Source organism: Microbacterium sp. 1262, from assembly GCF_040544895.1.
Taxonomy (GTDB): domain Bacteria; phylum Actinomycetota; class Actinomycetes; order Actinomycetales; family Microbacteriaceae; genus Microbacterium; species Microbacterium plantarum.
Genome location: NZ_JBEPKU010000001.1, coordinates 2,248,484 through 2,266,780 on the forward strand (window position 1 = coordinate 2,248,484; position 18,297 = coordinate 2,266,780).

Annotated in this window: 20 protein-coding genes; 10 read left to right on the forward strand and 10 right to left on the reverse strand. The window is 70.5% G+C overall.

The annotated features are described in order from the left end of the window. The first annotated feature begins 8 nt into the window (after positions 1–8). From ABIC53_RS10705 to purU, 4 genes are all read left to right on the forward strand, one after another. Positions 9–1,502 (forward strand): peptide MFS transporter, encoded by a 1,494-nt coding sequence (locus ABIC53_RS10705; RefSeq protein WP_354451436.1) that lies wholly within the window; start codon positions 9–11, stop codon positions 1,500–1,502. Positions 1,503–1,523: 21 nt separating this feature from the next. Then, positions 1,524–1,793, forward strand: coding sequence for a hypothetical protein (locus tag ABIC53_RS10710; RefSeq protein WP_112616153.1), 270 nt, complete (start codon positions 1,524–1,526; stop codon positions 1,791–1,793). Positions 1,794–1,893: 100 nt separating this feature from the next. Next, complete coding sequence (locus ABIC53_RS10715; protein WP_112616151.1) at positions 1,894–2,529, forward strand: alpha/beta fold hydrolase; 636 nt, start codon at positions 1,894–1,896, stop codon at positions 2,527–2,529. A 43-nt stretch (positions 2,530–2,572) separates the two neighbouring features. After that, a complete protein-coding gene (purU, locus tag ABIC53_RS10720; RefSeq protein ID WP_114589060.1) occupies positions 2,573–3,451 on the forward strand; it encodes a formyltetrahydrofolate deformylase in 879 nt (292 codons plus the stop codon). A 31-nt stretch (positions 3,452–3,482) separates the two neighbouring features. On the opposite strand, the gene ABIC53_RS10725 is transcribed toward purU, so the two are convergent. From ABIC53_RS10725 to ABIC53_RS10745, 5 genes are read right to left on the reverse strand one after another with little or no spacing between them, the layout of a single operon-like run. Continuing rightward, positions 3,483–4,355 (reverse strand): hypothetical protein, encoded by an 873-nt coding sequence (locus ABIC53_RS10725; RefSeq protein ID WP_269267066.1) that lies wholly within the window; start codon positions 4,353–4,355, stop codon positions 3,483–3,485. A 31-nt stretch (positions 4,356–4,386) separates the two neighbouring features. Then, positions 4,387–5,184, reverse strand: a complete 798-nt coding sequence (locus ABIC53_RS10730; RefSeq protein ID WP_354451439.1) for a MerR family transcriptional regulator — start codon at positions 5,182–5,184, stop codon at positions 4,387–4,389. Positions 5,185–5,242: 58 nt separating this feature from the next. Beyond that, positions 5,243–6,166 (reverse strand): serine hydrolase, encoded by a 924-nt coding sequence (locus ABIC53_RS10735; protein WP_112616143.1) that lies wholly within the window; start codon positions 6,164–6,166, stop codon positions 5,243–5,245. Between the two features lie 46 nt (positions 6,167–6,212). Continuing rightward, positions 6,213–8,210, reverse strand: a complete 1,998-nt coding sequence (locus ABIC53_RS10740) for a M13 family metallopeptidase (protein ID WP_323987155.1) — start codon at positions 8,208–8,210, stop codon at positions 6,213–6,215. Between the two features lie 46 nt (positions 8,211–8,256). After that, a complete protein-coding gene (locus ABIC53_RS10745; RefSeq protein ID WP_112616139.1) occupies positions 8,257–10,053 on the reverse strand; it encodes an alpha/beta fold hydrolase in 1,797 nt (598 codons plus the stop codon). A 127-nt stretch (positions 10,054–10,180) separates the two neighbouring features. On the opposite strand from ABIC53_RS10745, the gene ABIC53_RS10750 reads away from it, so the two are divergent. Both ABIC53_RS10750 and ABIC53_RS10755 read left to right on the forward strand, forming a co-directional pair. Then, positions 10,181–11,497, forward strand: a complete 1,317-nt coding sequence (locus tag ABIC53_RS10750; RefSeq protein ID WP_354451442.1) for an MATE family efflux transporter — start codon at positions 10,181–10,183, stop codon at positions 11,495–11,497. A gap of 84 nt (positions 11,498–11,581) precedes the next feature. Next, positions 11,582–12,091 carry a hypothetical protein gene (locus tag ABIC53_RS10755; RefSeq protein WP_354451444.1) on the forward strand — a complete coding sequence of 170 codons (510 nt, stop codon included), beginning with the start codon at positions 11,582–11,584 and terminating at the stop codon, positions 12,089–12,091. Between the two features lie 18 nt (positions 12,092–12,109). Here the strand turns inward: ABIC53_RS10755 and ABIC53_RS10760 are convergent, their stop codons facing one another. Further along, the gene (locus ABIC53_RS10760; RefSeq protein ID WP_404568331.1) at positions 12,110–12,778 is read right to left on the reverse strand and encodes a TrmH family RNA methyltransferase; all 669 of its coding nucleotides are present in this window, start codon (positions 12,776–12,778) and stop codon (positions 12,110–12,112) included. Positions 12,779–12,816: 38 nt separating this feature from the next. Between ABIC53_RS10760 and ABIC53_RS10765 the strand changes: the two genes are divergently transcribed. Next, on the forward strand, positions 12,817–13,455 hold the full coding sequence (locus ABIC53_RS10765; RefSeq protein ID WP_114589053.1) for a metal-dependent transcriptional regulator: 639 nt from the start codon (positions 12,817–12,819) through the stop codon (positions 13,453–13,455). A 6-nt stretch (positions 13,456–13,461) separates the two neighbouring features. Here ABIC53_RS10765 and ABIC53_RS10770 read toward each other — a convergent pair whose 3' ends face one another. Next, positions 13,462–14,424: an SDR family NAD(P)-dependent oxidoreductase gene (locus ABIC53_RS10770; RefSeq protein WP_112616129.1), complete on the reverse strand. Its 963-nt coding sequence runs from the start codon at positions 14,422–14,424 to the stop codon at positions 13,462–13,464. A 42-nt stretch (positions 14,425–14,466) separates the two neighbouring features. Between ABIC53_RS10770 and ABIC53_RS10775 the strand changes: the two genes are divergently transcribed. Beyond that, positions 14,467–15,276, forward strand: coding sequence for an HAD-IIA family hydrolase (locus ABIC53_RS10775; RefSeq protein ID WP_112616127.1), 810 nt, complete (start codon positions 14,467–14,469; stop codon positions 15,274–15,276). Between the two features lie 112 nt (positions 15,277–15,388). Then, entirely contained in the window at positions 15,389–15,574 is a 186-nt protein-coding gene (locus ABIC53_RS10780; protein ID WP_112616125.1) for a hypothetical protein, read from the forward strand. Positions 15,575–15,595: 21 nt separating this feature from the next. Here the strand turns inward: ABIC53_RS10780 and ABIC53_RS10785 are convergent, their stop codons facing one another. After that, positions 15,596–16,006, reverse strand: coding sequence for a RidA family protein (locus tag ABIC53_RS10785; protein ID WP_282501965.1), 411 nt, complete (start codon positions 16,004–16,006; stop codon positions 15,596–15,598). A gap of 77 nt (positions 16,007–16,083) precedes the next feature. Between ABIC53_RS10785 and ABIC53_RS10790 the strand changes: the two genes are divergently transcribed. Further along, positions 16,084–16,527, forward strand: coding sequence for a winged helix-turn-helix transcriptional regulator (locus ABIC53_RS10790; RefSeq protein WP_354451447.1), 444 nt, complete (start codon positions 16,084–16,086; stop codon positions 16,525–16,527). Here the strand turns inward: ABIC53_RS10790 and ABIC53_RS10795 are convergent. Both ABIC53_RS10795 and pyrE read right to left on the reverse strand, forming a co-directional pair. Beyond that, positions 16,488–17,579, reverse strand: coding sequence for an alkene reductase (locus tag ABIC53_RS10795; protein WP_354451449.1), 1,092 nt, complete (start codon positions 17,577–17,579; stop codon positions 16,488–16,490). The two genes, ABIC53_RS10790 and ABIC53_RS10795, sit on opposite strands and share 40 nt — an antisense overlap. 114 nt (positions 17,580–17,693) lie before the next feature. Continuing rightward, positions 17,694–18,272, reverse strand: a complete 579-nt coding sequence (gene pyrE, locus ABIC53_RS10800; RefSeq protein WP_112616119.1) for an orotate phosphoribosyltransferase — start codon at positions 18,270–18,272, stop codon at positions 17,694–17,696. Positions 18,273–18,297 lie beyond the last annotated feature (25 nt).

The window sequence follows — 18,297 nt, forward strand, 5'->3', positions numbered from 1 at the left end:
CGGCATCCATGAGCCACGAGGACGCAGACACCACCGCATCCCGCCCCCACTCCCCCGACGACAGCCGGAACGACCGCCGCTTCTTCGGGCAGCCGTGGGCGCTCACACACATCTTCGGTGTCGAGCTGTGGGAGCGGTTCAGCTTCTACGGCATGCAGATCGTCCTGGTCTACTACCTCTACTTCTCGGTCTCGGAGGGCGGGGCGGGCCTGCCCGAGGCCACAGCCGTCGGCATCGTCGGCGCCTACGGCGGAGCGGTCTACCTCTCCACGATCCTCGGAGCCTGGATCGCCGATCGCCTGCTCGGCTCCGAGCGCGTGCTCTTCTTCAGCGCGATCATCATCGTCGCGGGCCACGTCGCGCTCGCCGTGCTCCCGGGGCTGCTGTCTGTCGCGGTCGGACTCGTGCTGGTCGCGCTCGGCTCGGGCGGGCTGAAGGCGAACGCCACGGCGGTCGTCGGATCCCTCTACTCGGAGCACGACCCCCGCCGCGACGCCGGATTCTCGCTGTTCTACCTCGGCATCAACCTCGGCGCCTTCGCGGGGCCGCTGCTCACCGGCTTCCTGCGCACGAGCCTCGGTTTCCACTGGGCGTTCGGAGCCGCGGCGGTCGGCATGACCATCGGCCTGATCCAGTACGCGATCGGACGCCGGTCGCTGCCCGAGGCCGCACGTCGCGTTCCCAACCCGCTGCCCCGGTCGCGCTACCCGCTGGTCATCGGCATCGCGGTCGCAGCCGTCGCGGCTATCGCGCTCCTGATCACCCTCGGCGTCATCCGGGCCGACAACCTGTCGCTCGTCGTCGTCATCGTCGTCATCGCCGCGACCCTCGCGTACTTCACCGTGATCATCTCGAGCTCTCGGATCACCTCGACCGAGCGGTCGCGCGTGTACGGCTTCATCCCGCTCTTCATCGTCAGCGTCGCCTTCTGGTCGCTGTATCAGCAGCAGTTCACCGTCATCCCGATCTACGCCGAGAAGCGGCTGGACCGGAACGTCCTCGGGTGGGAGATGCCGCCGGACTGGGTCAATTCCATCAACCCCGTGTTCATCATCATCCTCTCGGGGGTCTTCGCGGCCCTGTGGACGAAGCTCGGAACTCGTCAGCCCTCGACGCCGATCAAATTCGCCGCGGGCGTCATCGTCATGGGGCTGGCGTTCCTGCTCTTCCTGCCATTCGCCGGCGGCGGCCCGGCCGCGACCCCGCTGCTCGGCATCGTCGGCATCCTGTTCGTCTTCACCGTCGCCGAGCTGCTGATCTCGCCCGTCGGGCTGTCGGCCGCGACGAAGCTCGCGCCGGCGAGGTTCCAGACGCAGATGGTCGCGCTGTTCTTCCTCTCGGTCTCGCTGGGAACGGCGATCTCGGGACTGCTCGCGCCGCTCTACAATCCCGAGAACGAGGTGCCCTACTTCTCGATCCTCGCCGCCATCGCGATCGTCCTCGGCCTCGCGCTCGCAGCGGCCCGCAAGCCCGTGCTCGCTCTCATGCGCGACGTCCGCTGACACACGCGAGAGGATGGACACATGTCCTCTTCCGTCGCGCGTCGTTCCAACCCCACCGCCTGGGCCGCCTTCTGGGTCGGCCTCCTCGGGCTCATCCTCATGCCGATCCCGCTGTTCATCGGCTTCGTGCTCGGGGGCGGTCTCTCGCTCGTGGCCGCTGTGCTGGTGGTGATCGCCCTGCTCAAGGGCCTCGCGCGCAGCGGCGCCGGTATCGCTCCGGTCGTCTTCGCGGGCATCTTCGTGCTGCTCACCTGGGGCGGCATCTCGCTCGGCGGCGGCATCGTCTGGTGACCCACCCCCGCGGGCTGTCGGGCCGCGATGCACCCGCGACCGCGGGCGCCCAGCTGATTCGGCTAGCGTGAATGGTCGCAGGACACCGCGAGAGGGAGCCATGACCGACACACAGCCGCAGATCTTCGAGCCCGAGGGCCGCGCCATCCCCTACGTCGAGGATGCCGGCAGCGAGCCGGTCCTGGTGCTGATCCCGGGCTACAGCAACGTCGCGGCGCTCGGAACGCTCGCCCACGTGCTGGCCGAGGAGGACTTCCGCATCCTGCGGGTCGGCTACCGCACGGCGCAGACCGAGGGCGTCACGCTGCACGACCTGGCACAGGATGTCGTCGACGTCATGGACCACGTCGGACTCGGCGACGCCTGGGTCGGCGGTCACGCCTTCGGCGGCGCCGTCGCGCGCACCGTCTCGATCGACCACACCGACCGCGTCGACGGCGTGCTGCTGCTCGGCGCCGAGGGCGACGAGCCCCGCACCGACCTCGAGCCGCTGCAGGCGGCGGCCGCGGCATCCGTGTCGGCCGAGGAGTGGCGCGCGCTCGCCCCGACGGTTCCGGTCATGCTCATCCAGGGCGCCGACGACGAGGTGCTGCCGCCCGCGAACGGCGAGCGCCTGCAGGCCGCCGCTCCCGGCCTCGTCAGCCTCGTGACCCTCGAGGGTGGCGGGCACCTCTTCCCGGCGACGCACGCCGGCGAGGCCGCCTTCGTCATCGAGGACTACCTCGACGTCGACTGAGCCGGGTGCCGAACCGGGGGCTGGGACAGGGCAGAATCGAAGGATGACCGATTCGTCGACTGCGCTCCACCCCGCCCACGCCTGCCTCATCGTGCACGGGCAGGACCAGCCGGGCATCATCGCCGCCCTGTCGGCGATGGTCACCCGCGTGGGCGGCAACATCGTCGCGTTCGACCAGTACTCCGATGACCCGACCGGTGGCGCCTATTTCTGCCGCGTGGTCTTCCACCGCCCGAACTTCGCCGTCGACCGCCCGTCGATCGAAGCCGAGATCGGCGAGACGCTCGCCGGGTTCGATCTGCAGTGGTCGCTGACCGACCAGTCGGTGCCTAAGCGCATGGCGATCCTGTCGTCGAAGCAGGACCACTGCCTGCTCGACCTGCTGTGGCGCCACCGCCGCGGCGATCTGCCCGTGACGGTACCGATGGTCGTGTCGAACCACACCACCTCGGCCGAGGACGTCCGCTCGTTCAACGTCCCGTTCTTCCACGTCCCGTCGACGCCCGGCCCCGACAAGTCGGCGTCCGAGGCCGAGATCCTGAAGCTGCTCGTCGGCAACGTCGACTTCGTCGTCCTGGCCCGCTACATGCAGATCCTGTCGTCGGACTTCCTCGAGAAGCTCGGCGTGCCCGTCATCAACATCCACCACTCGTTCCTCCCCGCCTTCATCGGCGCCGAGCCCTACAAGAAGGCCAAGGAACGCGGCGTCAAGCTCATCGGCGCGACGAGCCACTACGTCACGACCGACCTCGATGAGGGGCCGATCATCGAGCAGGACACGATCCGGGTCACCCACGCCGAGACGGCGGCCGAGCTCGCCCGCCGCGGCGCCGACGTCGAGCGTCAGGTGCTCTCGCGGGCGGTGCTGTGGCACGCGCAGGACCGCGTCATCCGACACGGCAACCACACGATCGTCTTCTGACCGCGGGCCGCGCGAGCTCGCGGGCCGGGTCTCAGCTCGCGGGCTGCACCGGCTCGAAGTCGTCGGGGCCCGTCGCGCCGGTCGGCGACAGGAAGATGCGCGTCGTGTCGCCGGGATCGGCGGGATCGAATACGAGCGGACGCGTGTCACCGATCGCCGGCACCTCGCGCGGCGCGATGAGCACCATGGTCGTGACCCAACGATCCGTGCCCACGGCGTCGGTGAACTTCGCCACCAGCGACGCGGCCATCCGCGACGCGTCATGCGCGGGAAGGGGTGCCTCGACGATCTCCGCGTCGACGCGCGAGCCGGAGGCCAGGAGGCGTGAGATGACCGCGTTGTTGCGGCGGCGCGTCGCGAGGGAGCGCACCCGCGCGATGTAGCTCAGCACGGCGAGGAGCGTGAAGAGCCCGGGCAGCCACCATTGTCCGGCGTACAGGATCCACTCGCCGACACCCCAGGTCTCGTTGCCGCCGAATGTCGGGTCGACGGCGACGCCGACGGCGTCGGGCTCGATCCACATCGTCGTCGCGATCCACGTGCCGATCGCCAGCCCGGCCAGGATCATCGTGAGCGGGCCGATCGCCGCGTAGCCCTTCTCGCGGGCGCTGAACCGGTGGTTCCACTTGCCGTACTGGCCGATGCAGACGATCAGCAGAAGGATGCCGACGGGCAGGCCCCACCCGCGCGCAGCCATGGGGACGCCGGTGTCGCGCGTGCCGAACACACTGTTGATGTTCACGACCCGGAGCTGCTCGAAGATGCCGCCGATAGCGAACCCGACGACCGCCGCAGCGGCGACCGACAGGATGCCCCAGATCAGGCTCGCGGCCAAGGCGGAGGTGGTCCCCCGATACTTGGCCTGTTCACGTCGTGCGGCTTCTCGGGGATCCAGCAAACTCACTCCCCCAGGCTAGCGCTGCCCGCGCCGGCGCTCAGGACACGGGCTGCTGCAGGTCGATGACCCATCGGTCGCCGTCATAGGGCGTCTGCAGGTAGATCTCGCGGCACGCGCCGTCGGATCGCAGTCCGCGCCGCTCCGCCTCGGCGACCAGCGCCTGCCACGCGCTCTGGATGCCAGCGAGATCGTCGGCCTCGTAGCGAAGGGTGAGCGCTCGCGGTTCGGCCGAGACGACCGCCCGCTCGAGGCCGTCGGGCACCGGAGCGTCACCGATCTGCTCGGCCGCGGCGGCGATCATGCCGTCGCCTGTTGTCATGTAGACCGCGACGCCGGGGCCCAGCCGTCGCGCACCGGCGGCATCGATGCTGTCGTTCACGCGTTGGAACATGACGCTGATCTCGTCTTCGATCTGCGCCATCTCGTCGATGCGGACCGACAGCTGAGTCAGAGTCAGCTCGGGCAGTGCGGTCTCGATGAATGTGGACACGGGTATCTCCTTCTCGATCGATCGGAGCCTCGCCTCGACCTCGTGCAGCCGCTGTACGTCCGCGGTGATCTGACCGCTCAGCTCAGCCCTCCGCTCCCGCAGGAGCGCGGCCACCGATGCCGACGACATACCGTCGTCGAGCAGCCGGCCGACCTGTTCGAGGGTGAAGCCGAGGTCCTTCAGCGCGATCAGCCGGTTGGCTCGATCGAGCTGCGACGCGGAGTATGAGCGGTAGCCCGAGGCCGGATCGACGCGATGCGGATGCAGCAGACCGAGTTGGTCGTAATGGCGCAGCATCCGCACCGACACGCCGGCCAGCCGGGCGAACTCTCCGATACTCAACATGGTGATCCCACTCGACAGCCTGACACGGTGTGAGAGTCAAGCGAACAGCGGGATCGGATCAGAAGACGTACTCCATGAGATCGAGCCCGAACGCGCGGAACGCCTCATGAGCGCGCAGGCGGTCGCTCATCGACAGGTCGTCGAACCCGACCAGGAGCGCGTACGACACCCCGGCACGGGGGCCAGCGAGCACGCCGGCCTCGGCGCGGATGCCGTCGGCGCGGCCGGTCTTGTTCACGAACAGCAGCTCGTGCTTGTCGTCGTCGTGCGCGAAGGGGTCGAGTCCCGTCACCGAGCCGACGAGCGACAGGTCGTGGTTCAGGCTCAGCCACTCCGACACCTGGGCGCTGACGCCGGGCGAGACGACGTCGGTGTTGACGAGGGCCGCGAACATCGCGGCGAGCTCGCGTGCCGTGCCGAGCGCGTAGTGCGGGGCATCGTCGGGCCCACGGGTGTCACGGAACCGGTCGAGCAGCGCCGTGCGCGGCATCCCCAGGCTCCCGATCCGGGCGCGCACCGCATCGAGACCGACCCGCTCGAGCAGGGCGTTGGCCGCGAGGGCGTCGCCCGTCGAAGCCGCGAGCACGGCGAGGTCGCCGAGCGGGAGGGCCGGTGCCACGAGGTGTCGCCAGAGTCCCGCGACGGCGACGTCGCCCACTGTCGAACGATCGACGATCTCGAGCGGGTCGAGGGTCCCGGCGTCGAACCGCGTGGCCACCTCGATCAGCAGCGGGACGATCCCCATCCCCGCGACGGGCAGCGTGACGAAGTCGTCGCCCGCGAGCACCGGTGTGCCGCGGTCGAGGTCGCTGACCCGCACGGACACCCGTGCTCCTGAAGCCGCCAGCGTGTCGAGCGCCTTCTCGGTCGACGCGAACCCCCGGCGCGGCACGCTCGAGCGACGTCGCGGACGCGCGGCGCCCCGTCGCTCCGCGCGCGAGCGGGCGGTCCCGGAGGAGGACTCGGATCCATCCACCGTCATGTTCTCGTCTCCGTCGGAGTCAGTCTGAGCGATTCGGTTCGGGTGATCACCAGATCGTGACGCGGCGATCAGGGGCGAGCCACAGCTCGTCTCCCTCGGTGACGCCGAATGCGTCGTAGAACGCATCGATGTTACGGACGATCTGGTTGCAACGGAACTCGTTCGGAGCGTGAGGGTCGATCGTGAGCAGTCGAATGGTCTCGGCGTCGCGGCCCTTCTGCTGCCAGATCTGACCCCAGCTCAGGAGCAGCCGCTGCACACCCGTGAAGCCGTCGATCACGGGACCGTCGGGCGCTTCGGCCAGCTCCTCCGGCGACATCGTCGCGGCGAGGTGGAGCCGGTAGGCCTTGAGGGCGATGCCGAGGCCACCGAGGTCGCCGATGTTCTCCCCGATGGTCAGCGCCCCGTTCACGGTGTGCTCGTCGCCGAGGCCCCGCGGCACGAGGGCGTTGTACTGCTCGATCAGGGCGCCCGTGCGCTCCTCGAAGGCAGCACGATCAGCGTCGGTCCACCAGTCGTTGAGCGCGCCGGTGCCGTCGTAGGCGCTGCCCTGGTCGTCGAACCCGTGCCCGATCTCGTGACCGATGACCGCCCCGATGCCGCCGTAGTTCGCCGCGGCATCGCGCTCGGACGAGAAGAAGGGCAGCTGCAGGATCGCCGCGGGGAACACGATCTCGTTCATCAGCGGGTTGTAGTACGCGTTGACCGTCTGCGGCGTCATGTGCCACTCGTCGCGGTCGATCGGCTGACCGAGCTTCGCCAGCTGACGCTCGTACTCCCACTCGGTGGAACGCAGCACGTTGCCCAGGAGGTCGGTGGGGTCGATCTCGAGCGCGGAATAGTCCTTCCAGCGGTCGGGGTAGCCGATCTTCGGAGTGAAGGCGGCGAGCTTCTCGAGCGCGCGCTCGCGGGTGGCCGGCGTCATCCACTCGAGCCCCGTGATCGACTGCCGGTACGCCTCGATAAGGTTGTCGACGAGGGCATCCATCTCGACTTTGGCCTGCGGCGGGAAATGCCGCTCGACGTAGATCTCGCCGACAGCCTCGCCGAGCGCCGCCTGCACGATGCTCACGCCGCGCTTCCAGCGCTCGCGGTTGACGGGCACGCCGGTGAGCTGGGTGCCGTAGAAGTCGAAGTTCTCGGCGACGAAAGCGTCGGGCAGGAACGGCGCCGAGGCGCGAACGACCTGCAAACGCAGCCAGGCCTTCCAGTCCTCGAGGTGCTCGTCGGTCAAGAGCGTGCCGAGCCCGGAGAGGAAGCTCGGCTGATTGACGTTGATCTCGGCGAAACCGTCACGGTGCCGCGGCGCGAGCCCCTCCAGCCACGGGTCGAGGTCGACGCCGGCGAGGGCCGTCACCTCGTCCCACGTGTGCAGGTTGTAGGTCGCGACGGCGTCGCGGTTTCGCACGTTGTCCCAGTGGTGCGCGGCGAGCTCCGTCTCGAGCCGTGCGATGCGCTCGGCCTGCTCCGCGGCGTCTGCGACCCCGGCGAGCTCGAGCATGCGCTCGGCGTATCCGCGGAAGGCCGTGCGCGTCGCGGCGAAGCCGTCGAGGCGGTAGTAGCTCTCGTCGGGGAGCGACAGCCCGCCCTGCACGAAGAACACGACGTAGCGCTCGGGATTGCCCGGGTCGGGCTCGATGAAGGTACCGATCATGCCGCCGATGCCCTCGCGCTCGAGCTCGCCGACGGTGCGCAGCAGCGCCGGGATCGAGTCGACCGCGTCGACGCGCGCCAGCTGCGGTCGGAGCGGCTCGGCACCGAGCTCGTCGATGCGAGCCGTGTCCATGAAGCTCGTGAACAGGTCGCCGATCTTCCGCTGCACCGTGCCCGGCTCGGCGGTCGTCGCCTCGTCGATGATGGCGCGGACGTCGCTCTCGGCCTGCTCGGCGATGACGTGGAACGATCCCCAGCGGGCCTTGTCGTCGGGGATCTCGGTGCGCTCGAGCCAGCTGCCGTTGACGTGCCGGAACAGGTCGTCCTGCGGTCGGATCTCGGGACTCAGCTCGGCGATGTCGATGCCGGAGGGAAGGACGGGGTCGGTCATGGCACCCATGCTAGGCCGACCGGACGACACGAACTTCTGAGACCATTCAGCGTTCCGTGGTGGTACACCCCTCGGCAACCGGGATGCCGGCGAAACGATCCCTCGTCCAGTCGAACAGCTCGTCGATGAGGGGCGACGGTCGCTCGACGACCCCCGCATGCTCGAACCCCGCGTACGTGCGGAAGTCGACGTCCTGACCGGCCGCGCACATGCGGTCGACGAATGCGGCCTGGGTCTGCACCGGGATGACGCTGTCGGCCCCGCCGTGCGCCAGCAGCACGGGCGCGGTGGAGCGCAGCGGCGCCGTGTTCTCGCGCAGGTGCCGCCCGAGCACTCCGGATGCCGGCGACCGCGAGAACAGCGCCGGGTCGCGGCTCATCCCGAGAGCCGCGGCGACGGAGAGCACGATCGTCGGGTCGGACAGGCACCGCTCCGACATCTGCCGCAGCACGGTCTCCGCGCCGGGACGCACATAGTCGCGGTACTCGATCTCGGGATAGATCGACGAGAACGAGGCGAAGGCGTAGGACGCGAAGATGCTGCCGCCGGTGACACTCGAGATGCCCTGCACGAGAGCTGCGGGGTCGCTCGCCGGCGCGAGGGCGGCGACGCCCTGCACCCAGACCTCGGGAGCGTACTCACGGGCGACCGCGCCCGTCCACAGCGCCGCCGCACCGCCCTGCGAATGCCCCCACACGACGGTGCGGGCGCCGAGGTCGGCCTCCTCGAGCTCGCGCGCAGCCCGAACGGCGTCGAGCGAGGCGTGGGCGCTCGGCAGCCCGACGAGATAGGGATGCGGCCCCTCGGTGCCGAGTCCGATGTAGTCGGTGCCGACGACGGCCCAGCCCTCTTTGATGGCTCGCGGCAGCATGTAGAAAGCGCCCGCCCACAGTCCGCGCGGCTGCAGCGAGGGGGCGCAGTGCTGCGCGAACCCGGTGGTCCCGTGGTTCCAGTCGATCACCGGCCATTGCCCGTCGCCCTCGCGCGGCACCGCGACGATGGCGCTCGCGACGCGGACATCTCCGTCGACGCCGGTCGTCGTGTAGAGGATCCGCCACCCTTCCGCGCTGGCCGGGATGCCGGCGTCGAACGGCTCCGCCCGCACGAGACGCCCGGGCTCGTCGGGCAGGTCACGCGGCGCCGCATAGAAGTCGTCGACGACGGTCGAGCCGTCGCGCAACGGCGCTGTCACGATCGTCGTGGTCACGGCCAGCGCGACGGAGGCGATGGCGACCACCGTCCGTCCCCAGCGCCGGCGGGGCCTGCCGTCCGGCCCCACGCGTTCGGCCACGCGGTCGTCGCGACGGCGGCGGAGCCGCGTCCAGAGGTCGACGACGCCGCTCATGATCAGCCGGGCGCCGAAGACGACGGCGGTCACGAGCAGGGTGATGTCGGGCCAGAACAGTGCGAGCGCGCCGAAGATGACGCCCGACGCGCCGAAAGCGGCGTCGGCGATGCGCGCGTCCCAGGTACGGCCACGCCCGAAGGCTGCGATGACGCCGAGGATGCCGCCACCGAGGAGAAGGATGCCGACGACGACCGCGACGACACGCACCGTCAATCCCGGCGCGAGGAGGACGATCGCGCCGCCGAGAAGCCAGGCGACCCCCGTTGCCGTGCGCCAGCGCGGGCGGTGCGCCTCGCCCTCGCGCCCGGTGAGCTCGAGGAGGCCTGTCAGCGCCATTCCGCCGCCGATCAACCAGGCGAGGACGTCGAGAGCCGTCGTCGGACGGATGACGATGACGACGCCGAGCACGACGGCCGCTGCGGCCACGACGACGCGGACCCACGTCGGCAGCCGAGCGTGCAGGCGCGCAATCGCCAGGCGTTCGAGCAGCCGCATCCGGCGTCCTCTCCCTCGGTCGATGATCAACGGTAACCGTCGTTGCGGTGGCGTTCCGCGCGCTCGACAGCGACCCGGCGGTCGTGCAAAGGCGGGTCCGCCGGCGTCACGCCTCTAGGCTCGAGTCATGGCGCCCACGCTCAACCGCGAGATCCTGCGGCTGGCCGTTCCCGCCCTCGGCGCCCTCATCGCCGAGCCGATGTTCCTCATCGTCGACGCCGCGCTCATCGGCCACCTCGGCGTCGTGCCGCTCGCGGCGCTCGGCATCGCCGGCGCCGTGCTGCAGACGATCGTGGGGCTGATGGTGTTCCTCGCCTACGCCACGACCCCGGCGGTGGCCCGTCGCTTCGGAGCGGGCGATTCGACCAGCGCCGTCAGCGCGGGGATCGACGGGCTGTGGCTCGCGCTCGGCCTCGGCGCCGTGCTCGCGGCCGCGGGCTCGCTCGCCACGCCGCTGCTGGTCGGCATGTTCGGAGCCGGCGAGGCCGTCGCGACGGATGCCGAGACCTACCTCCGCCTGTCGATGTGGGGTCTTCCGGCGATGCTCATCGTCTTCGCCGCGACCGGGCTGCTGCGCGGCATGCAGGACACCGTCACCCCGCTGTGGATCGCCGGCCTCGGCTTCGGCGCCAACGCGGTGCTGAACGTCCTCTTCATCTACGGGTTCGGCTGGGGCATCGCCGGGTCGGCGATGGGCACCGTGATCGCCCAGTGGGGCATGGTCGGAGCCTACGTGGTCGTGATCGGCCGCCTCGCTCGCCGGCACTCGGCGTCGCTCCGGCCCCGCGCCGACGGCATGCGCGGGTCGGCGCGTCTCGGCGGCTGGCTGTTCCTCCGGACGGTCTCGCTGCGCGCGGCGCTGCTCGCGACCGTCGCCGTCGCGACCGGCCTGGGCACGAGCGAACTCGCCGGCTGGCAGGTCGCCTTCACGATCTTCTCCACCGCGGCCTTCGCGCTCGACGCGCTCGCGATCGCCGCGCAGGCGCTCATCGGGCGTGGCCTGGGTGCCGGCGACGAGGCCTTCGTCCAGCGCGTCCTCGGTCGCACCGTCGCCTGGGGCGCCTGGTTCGGCGTACTCGTCGGGGGCGTCATCGCCGCGACGTCGGGGGCCATCGGGTTGCTGTTCACCGGCGACCCGGCCGTGGCCGCCCTGATCCAGCCGGCGCTGCTCGTCCTCGCGATCGCGCAGCCCGTCTGCGGCATCGTCTTCGTCCTCGACGGGGTGCTGATGGGCGCCGGCGACGCGCGCTATCTCGCGATCGCCGGAGGCCTGAACCTCATCCCCTTCATCCCCGCTCTCCTGGTGATCGGAGCGCTGCACCCGGGCGGCGCGGCAGGCCTCGCCTGGCTCGCCGTGGCGTTCTTCGGCGTCTACATGATCGCCCGGCTGGTCACGCTGGGGTGGCGCGTGCGGCGCGGCGCGTGGCTGCGCATCGCCGTCTGAACCCCGGAGACGCGAAGCCGAACTGTGATCGGGTCGAAACCCCATTCACGTGCGAACCTCAGATTCCGCGCTTAGCGTGGCGGCATGCCGAAGCTCACCTCTGCCGCCGCCGCCGGTGCCGCCGTGCTCGTGGTCGGGATGCTCGCCTCCGGCTGCGCGCAGGAGACAGCGCCGGTCGAGATCCCGACGCGCTCCGACGACCCCCGGACGCTGCCCCGCCCCACCGCCGACGACGCCCGGCAGTGGGCTGACACCGTGATCCCCGAGAACGGGCTCGGCGGGGCGTCTTGGACCCAGCGCGAGGCCGGTGTTCTCGAGCCCGGCAGAGAGCCGATCATCACCGTCACCGCCGGCGAGGCTCCCGCCGTCGTGACGATCGCCTGCGTCACCGGATCGGGAAGCGAGCTGACCTACACCGTCACCGTCGACGGCACGAGCACCGAGAGCGGAAAGGTGCCGTGCGCCGCCGTCGACGGGAACGCCGAGCCGCACGGCATCCAGGATGTCCCGGCCGGTGCGACGGTCGAGCTCAGCGCCTCGGCGACGGGCCTGTTCGTCTACGCCGTCACCCCGGACCGCCACCCGGAGCGGTGACCTCTCGCCGGTCGGGTCTCATCGAGCCCAGCGACGGCACCACTCGTACATCACGACGGCGCCCGCGGCCGATGCGTTGATGGAACGGGTCGAACCGTACTGCGTGATCTCGACGACGACGGATGCCGCAGCCACGGCCTCGGGCGACAGCCCCGGCCCCTCCTGACCGAACATCAGGACGGCCCGCTCGGGCAGGTCGGCGCGGTCCACCGGCACCGACCCCGCGACGTTGTCGACGGCGACGATCGGGAGGTCGTTCTCCTGCGCCCACGCGGCGAAGGAGGCGACATCCTCGTGGTGGCGGACGTGCTGGTAGCGGTCGGTCACCATCGCGCCCCGGCGGTTCCACCGCCGGCGTCCCACGATGTGTACCTCCGCCGCGCCGAAGGCGTTGGCGCTGCGCACGATCGAGCCGATGTTCATGTCGTGCTGCCAGTTCTCGATCGCGACGTGGAAGGGATGCCGATGCTCGTCGAGGTCGGCCACGATCGCCTCGAGCCGCCAATAGCGGTAGTGGTCGACGACGTTCCGGCGGTCACCGTCGGCCAGCAGCTGCGGGTCGTACCGGGGGTCGTCAGGCCACGCGTCCGGACCGCCCGGCCACGGCCCCACGCCGACCGGCAGCTGCGGTTCCGCGTCGACGCCGTCGCGGTCGCCGCTCGTGTCGGCGGGGTCGGGGCGGGTCACCGGGACAGGCTATCCCGCCGCCGCGGATAATCTGGAGTGTGCCCTCCCCCGCCGTCGACGACTACCTGAAGACGATCTACCACCACACCGAGTGGCAGCCGGCGCCGATCACCCCCTCGCAGCTCGCGGCGACGCTCGGGCTCGCACCATCGACGGTCACGGAGATGGTCCGCAAGCTCGCCGCTCAGGACCTCGTGTCGCATCGCCCGTACGGACCGGTGGCCCTGACCGAAGCCGGCCGGCGGCGTGCGGCATCCATCATCCGGCGTCACCGCCTCATCGAGACCTGGCTCGTCCGCGAGTTCGGCTACGCCTGGGACGAGGTCCACGACGAGGCCGAGGTGCTCGAGCACACCATCAGCGACCGGCTGCTCTCGGGCATCGCCGAACGGCTCGGCGATCCCCGGTTCGATCCGCACGGCGACGCGATCCCGGACGCCGACGGCGAGGTCCATCGCGAACCGTTCGTGCTGCTCGCCGAAGCGGCGATCGGCCACGAGGGCCGCATCCTTCGCGTGAGCGACCGTGATCCCGCCCTGTTGCGCACGCTCGAGGGCCACGGCGTCGACGTGGGCCACACCCTGACGGTCAGCGGACGCGACAGCGTGCGGCTCGACGGCGGCGGTTCCGTCGTGCTGCCACCCGGTGCCGCCGCGGCCATCTGGGTCACCGCCTGAGCGCGATCAGCTCTTCGCGCGCGTCCGGCTCGCCTTCAGATACGGCCACGGCGTGCGCGTCGTGTGCTCGCAGTACGACCACAGGCGCGCGGCGATGTCCGGATCGCGCGTGATCGCCGCGGGCGTCGCGACGCGCGGCTCGCCCCGAAGCACACCGGCCGGCCCGTAATACTCGCCGCCCGCGGCATCCGGGTCGACGAGTGCGCGCACGAGCGCCCACGCCCCCCGTTCCTTGGACTGCGTCACGGCGACCTGCAGGTTGTCGGTGAAACGCGTCATGCGCGAGGGCTCGTTGATGCCGGCGATGCCACGGGTGCGCCCGCTCGTGGAATAGCCGGGGTGGGCGACCAGGCTCGAGACCGGCACGCTCGCCGCCCGCAGGCGCTCGTCGGCCTCGAGGCCGAGTGAGGTCGTGGCGACCTTCGACTGCACGTATGCGCGCCAGGGCGAGTAGTCGCTCTCGAGCTCGATGTCGGTCGGGTCGTACTTCCAGATCGATGTCGACACGGAGCCGACCCAGACCATGCGGCCGCGGCCGGCGGCGAGCGCGATGAGCAGCTCCCCCGCGAGCGCGTAGTGGCCGAGGACGTTGGTGGCGAACACCAGCTCGTGACCGTCGGGCGTCGTGCGGCGCTGACGCGGCGGATGCACCACCCCGGCGTTCAGGAGCAGGCCGTGGAGGGGCTTTCGGCCGCGGGCGGTCGCCGCCGCTGCCCGCACGGAGCCCAGGTTGCTCGTATCGAGCAGCAGCGTCTCGACCGATCCCACCCCGTCGGGCAGGGCTCGCACGACCGAGGCGCGCGCCGTCGCGAGCCGCTGCGGGCTGCGGCCGGTCATGATGACGTGGGCCCCGGCCGAAGCGAGCTGCAGACTGGCGAAATACCCGAGTCCCGCGTTGGAGCCCGTGACGAGATACCGCTTGCCCGACAGGTCGGGCAGCTTGCGGGGATTCCAGTCGTCGTGGGCCACGAGTGAAGACTACGGCCGGATCGCCACAGCTAGGCTGGGGCCATGCGGACACGCGCCGATATCGAGTGCTGGCTCACGGACATGGACGGCGTTCTCGTCCACGAGAACCACCCCATCCCGGGGGCGGCGGAACTGCTCGCGCAGTGGCGCGAGACGGGCACGCCGTTCCTCGTGCTGACCAACAACCCCTTCTTCACGCCCCGAGACCTCAGCGCGCGTCTCGCGCGGTCGGGGCTGGAGGTGCCGGAGGACCGTATCTGGACGTCGGCGCTCGCGACGGCGGACTTCCTGCGTTCGCAGCATCCGGGCGGCTCGGCGTTCGTGATCGGCGAGGCGGGCCTCACCACCGCCCTCCACGAGGCCGGCTACATCATGACCGAGACCGACCCCGACTACGTCGTGGTGGGCGAGACGCGCAACTACTCCTTCGACGCCATCACGAAGGCGATCCGGTTCATCAACGCCGGCGCGCGGTTCATCATCACCAACCCGGATGCCACGGGCCCGACCCCGGAGGGCGTCGTTCCGGCGACCGGTTCGTTCGCGGCCCTGATCTCGCACGCGACCGGGAAGAGCCCGTACGTCGTCGGCAAGCCGAACCCCATGATGTTCCGTTCGGCGATGAACCGCATCGGAGCGCACTCCGAGAACACCGGCATGATCGGCGACCGCATGGACACCGACGTCGTGGCGGGCATCGAAGCGGGTCTGCACACCGTGCTCGTGCGCACCGGCATCTCGGACGACGCCGAGATCGAGCGGTACCCGTTCCGCCCCGACGAGATCCTCGACTCCGTCGCCGATCTGCTCGAGACGGAGCCGTACGAGACCGAGGATCCGGGCATCCTGTGAACGAGTTCGAGCAGAACCTCCTGCTGATCAGCGTCGCGCTCATGCTCACGACGACCCTCGTGGTCGTCATCGTGCAGTTCGTCCGGCGGCGCCGCGACGGGGACGACGACTGATGTCGATCGTCCTCGCGCTCACCGGTCTCGCGATCCTGCTGATCGCGCTGATCATCTTCGTGCGCAACCAGCAGATCGGCACCGACGGCACCAATCGCGGGTCGACCCGTCGCGGCATCATCCTGCTCATGTTCTTCGGCCTGCTGCTCGGCCTCGCGTCGCAGCTGCCCGTCTTCCAGAGCTGAGCCCGGATCGGCCGCCGGGAGTCAATCGAGGACCGCGGTCGCCTCCACCTCGACGAGGACGTCGGGCTCGAAGAGGTAGTCCACCCCGATGAGCGAGGCCGGCGGCATCGGTGTGGGCAGCCCGATCTCCGCGGCCACATCGTGGACGCCCGCCATGAAGTCGGCGATGCGGTCGGGCGCCCACCCCGTGACGTAGAAGGCCAAGCGGACCACATCGGCGAACCCCGCGCCGGCGCTCTCCAGCGCGGCGTGGGTGTTGCGGAGGGCGTGCGCGACCTGACCGGTGAGATCGCCGGGAGCCACCGACCTGCCGTCGGCGGTTCGGGCGATCTGGCCGGCGACGTGGACCTGGCGCGCGCCGGTGGCAACGGCGACGTGGTGGTACGGAACGGCCTGCATCAGCGAGTCGGGCGACGACAGGTGAACGGTCATGGTGAAGCTCCTTGCATCGTTATTGGTATCTCATGGATACCTGGTGCTCGGAAGTCACTTCAACGAGACTGAGTAGCGTGACCGATACCACCCCCGCCGACGCAGACCGATTCGAGATCGCGGCCCCGCATCGCGACCTGCTCGACCAGGTACTCGACAGGTGGTCGCTCGCGGTGCTGAACGAGCTGTGCGACGCGCCCGCCCGGTTCAGCACCCTCAGGCGCGCGATCCCCGCCGTCACGCAGAAGTCGCTGACCGCGACTCTGCGGCGGCTCGAGCGCAACGGCATCGTGGAACGCGTCGTGCTCAGCACCCGGCCGGTCGCCGTGGAGTACCGGATCACAGCGCTCGGCAAGACCCTGCGCCCGCCCGTCGACGTCATCCTCGCGTGGGCGCAGGAGCATATGCCGCGCATCGAGGACGCACGTCGCCGCTTCGACGAGGCGATGGATGCGACGCTCGGGTTCGGGTCCGGGGTCGATCAGACCGCGCCGGCGGGCACCTCGTCGAGGAACGGGTAGTCGATGTAGCCCTCGGCGGTCGAGCCGTAGAAGAATTCGGGGCGCGCCTCGTTGAGCTCCGCCCGCTGCTCCCACCGGGCCGCCAGATCGGGGTTGGCGATCACGGGGCGACCGACGGCGACGGCATCCGCCCAGTCCGACGTCACGAGCGTCTCGGCCTCCTCGCGGGTCGTGGGCGACCCGAAGCCCGAGTTGAGGATGAAGGGGGCGGCGGCCGTGCGACGGGTGTGCTGCACGAGCTCGCCCGTCGGGTCGGCGCTGAGCACATCGACGAACGCGAGCCCGAGGGGGGCGAGCCCCTCGGCGACAGCCGTGTAGGTCGCGCGGGCGTCGGCGTCGTCGTGCTCGAGCACACCCTGGATGTTGTGCTGCGGCGAGAGCCGGATGCCGGTGCGGTCGGCGCCCACGGCAGCGGCTACGGCCCGGGTGACCTCGACCGCGAAGCGCGCGCGGTTCGCGGGCGATCCGCCGTACTCGTCGTCGCGCACGTTGGAGACGGGCGAGAGGAACTCGTGCACGAGGTATCCGTTCGCGCCGTGGACCTCGACACCGTCGAGCCCCGCCGCGAGCGCGTTGCGCGCGGCCTGCGCGAACTGCTCGACGACCTCGGGCACCTCCGCCGCGGTCAGCGCGTGCGCGATCGGCATGTCGGCCTTGCCCTTCGGGGTGCGGGTCTGCCCGGGCGCAGCCAGCGCGCTCGGGCCCACGACTCGGTCGGCACCGGTGATGTCGGGGTGCGACACGCGTCCGCCGTGCATCAGCTGCATGACGATGGTGCCGCCGGCCTCATGGACGGCGTCGGCGATGCGTCGCCAGCCCGCGATCTGTTCCTCGGTCTGGATGCCGGGCTGCCCGGGGTACGACTTGCCCTCCACGACAGGCCACGTGCCCTCGGTGATGATGAGGCCCTGCCCCGCGCGCTGGCGGTAGTACTCGACCATGACGTCGGTGGGAACACCGTCCTCGCCCGCGCGGGTGCGCGTGAGCGGCGCCATGACGACGCGGTTCGACAGGTTCAGGGCACCGAAGACGGCGGGCTCGTACAGGCTCATACTGAACCGCAACCGCCCAGGCCCCGCGCGCTATTCCTCGGCGGCTGCGGTTCACCTGCCAGTTCATGCCCCCTCACGCAGCCCGAAGCGGCGGATGCTGCCAGGTGAAGCGCCTTACTGCGGGGCGAGGCCCAGGTCGTCGAGGTCGATCGCGGCGAGCCACTGCAGCCCGGCCTCCTCGACCGCTGCCTGGGCGCCGGTCTTGCGGTCGACGATGACGGCCACCGCGACGGGCTCAGCGCCCTCGCGCCGCAGCGCCTCGACGGCCTTGAGTGCGGACTGGCCGGTGGTCGAGGTGTCCTCGACGACGACGACGCGCTTGCCTGCGACATCCGCGCCCTCGACCTGCCGACCGCGGCCGTGGTCCTTGGGCTCCTTGCGCACGACGAACGCATCGAGGGGGCGGCCCGCGCGCACCGACTCGTGCATGACGGCGTTCGCGATCGGGTCGGCGCCGAGGGTGAGGCCGCCGACCGCGACGACGCCGTCGACGTCCGAGATGAGGTCGAGCATGATGCGGCCGATCGCCGGCGCGGCGCGGTGGTCGAGCGTCAGCCGACGCATGTCGACGTAGTACGTCGCCTTCTTGCCGCTCGAGAGGGTGAAGTCGCCGTGGAACACCGCCTCGTCCTGGATCAGCCGGATGAGATCCTGGCGGTCGGCTTCGAGCTCGGGCGTGCCTGCGACGGTCATGACCCCGATTCTACGAGCGGGTCGC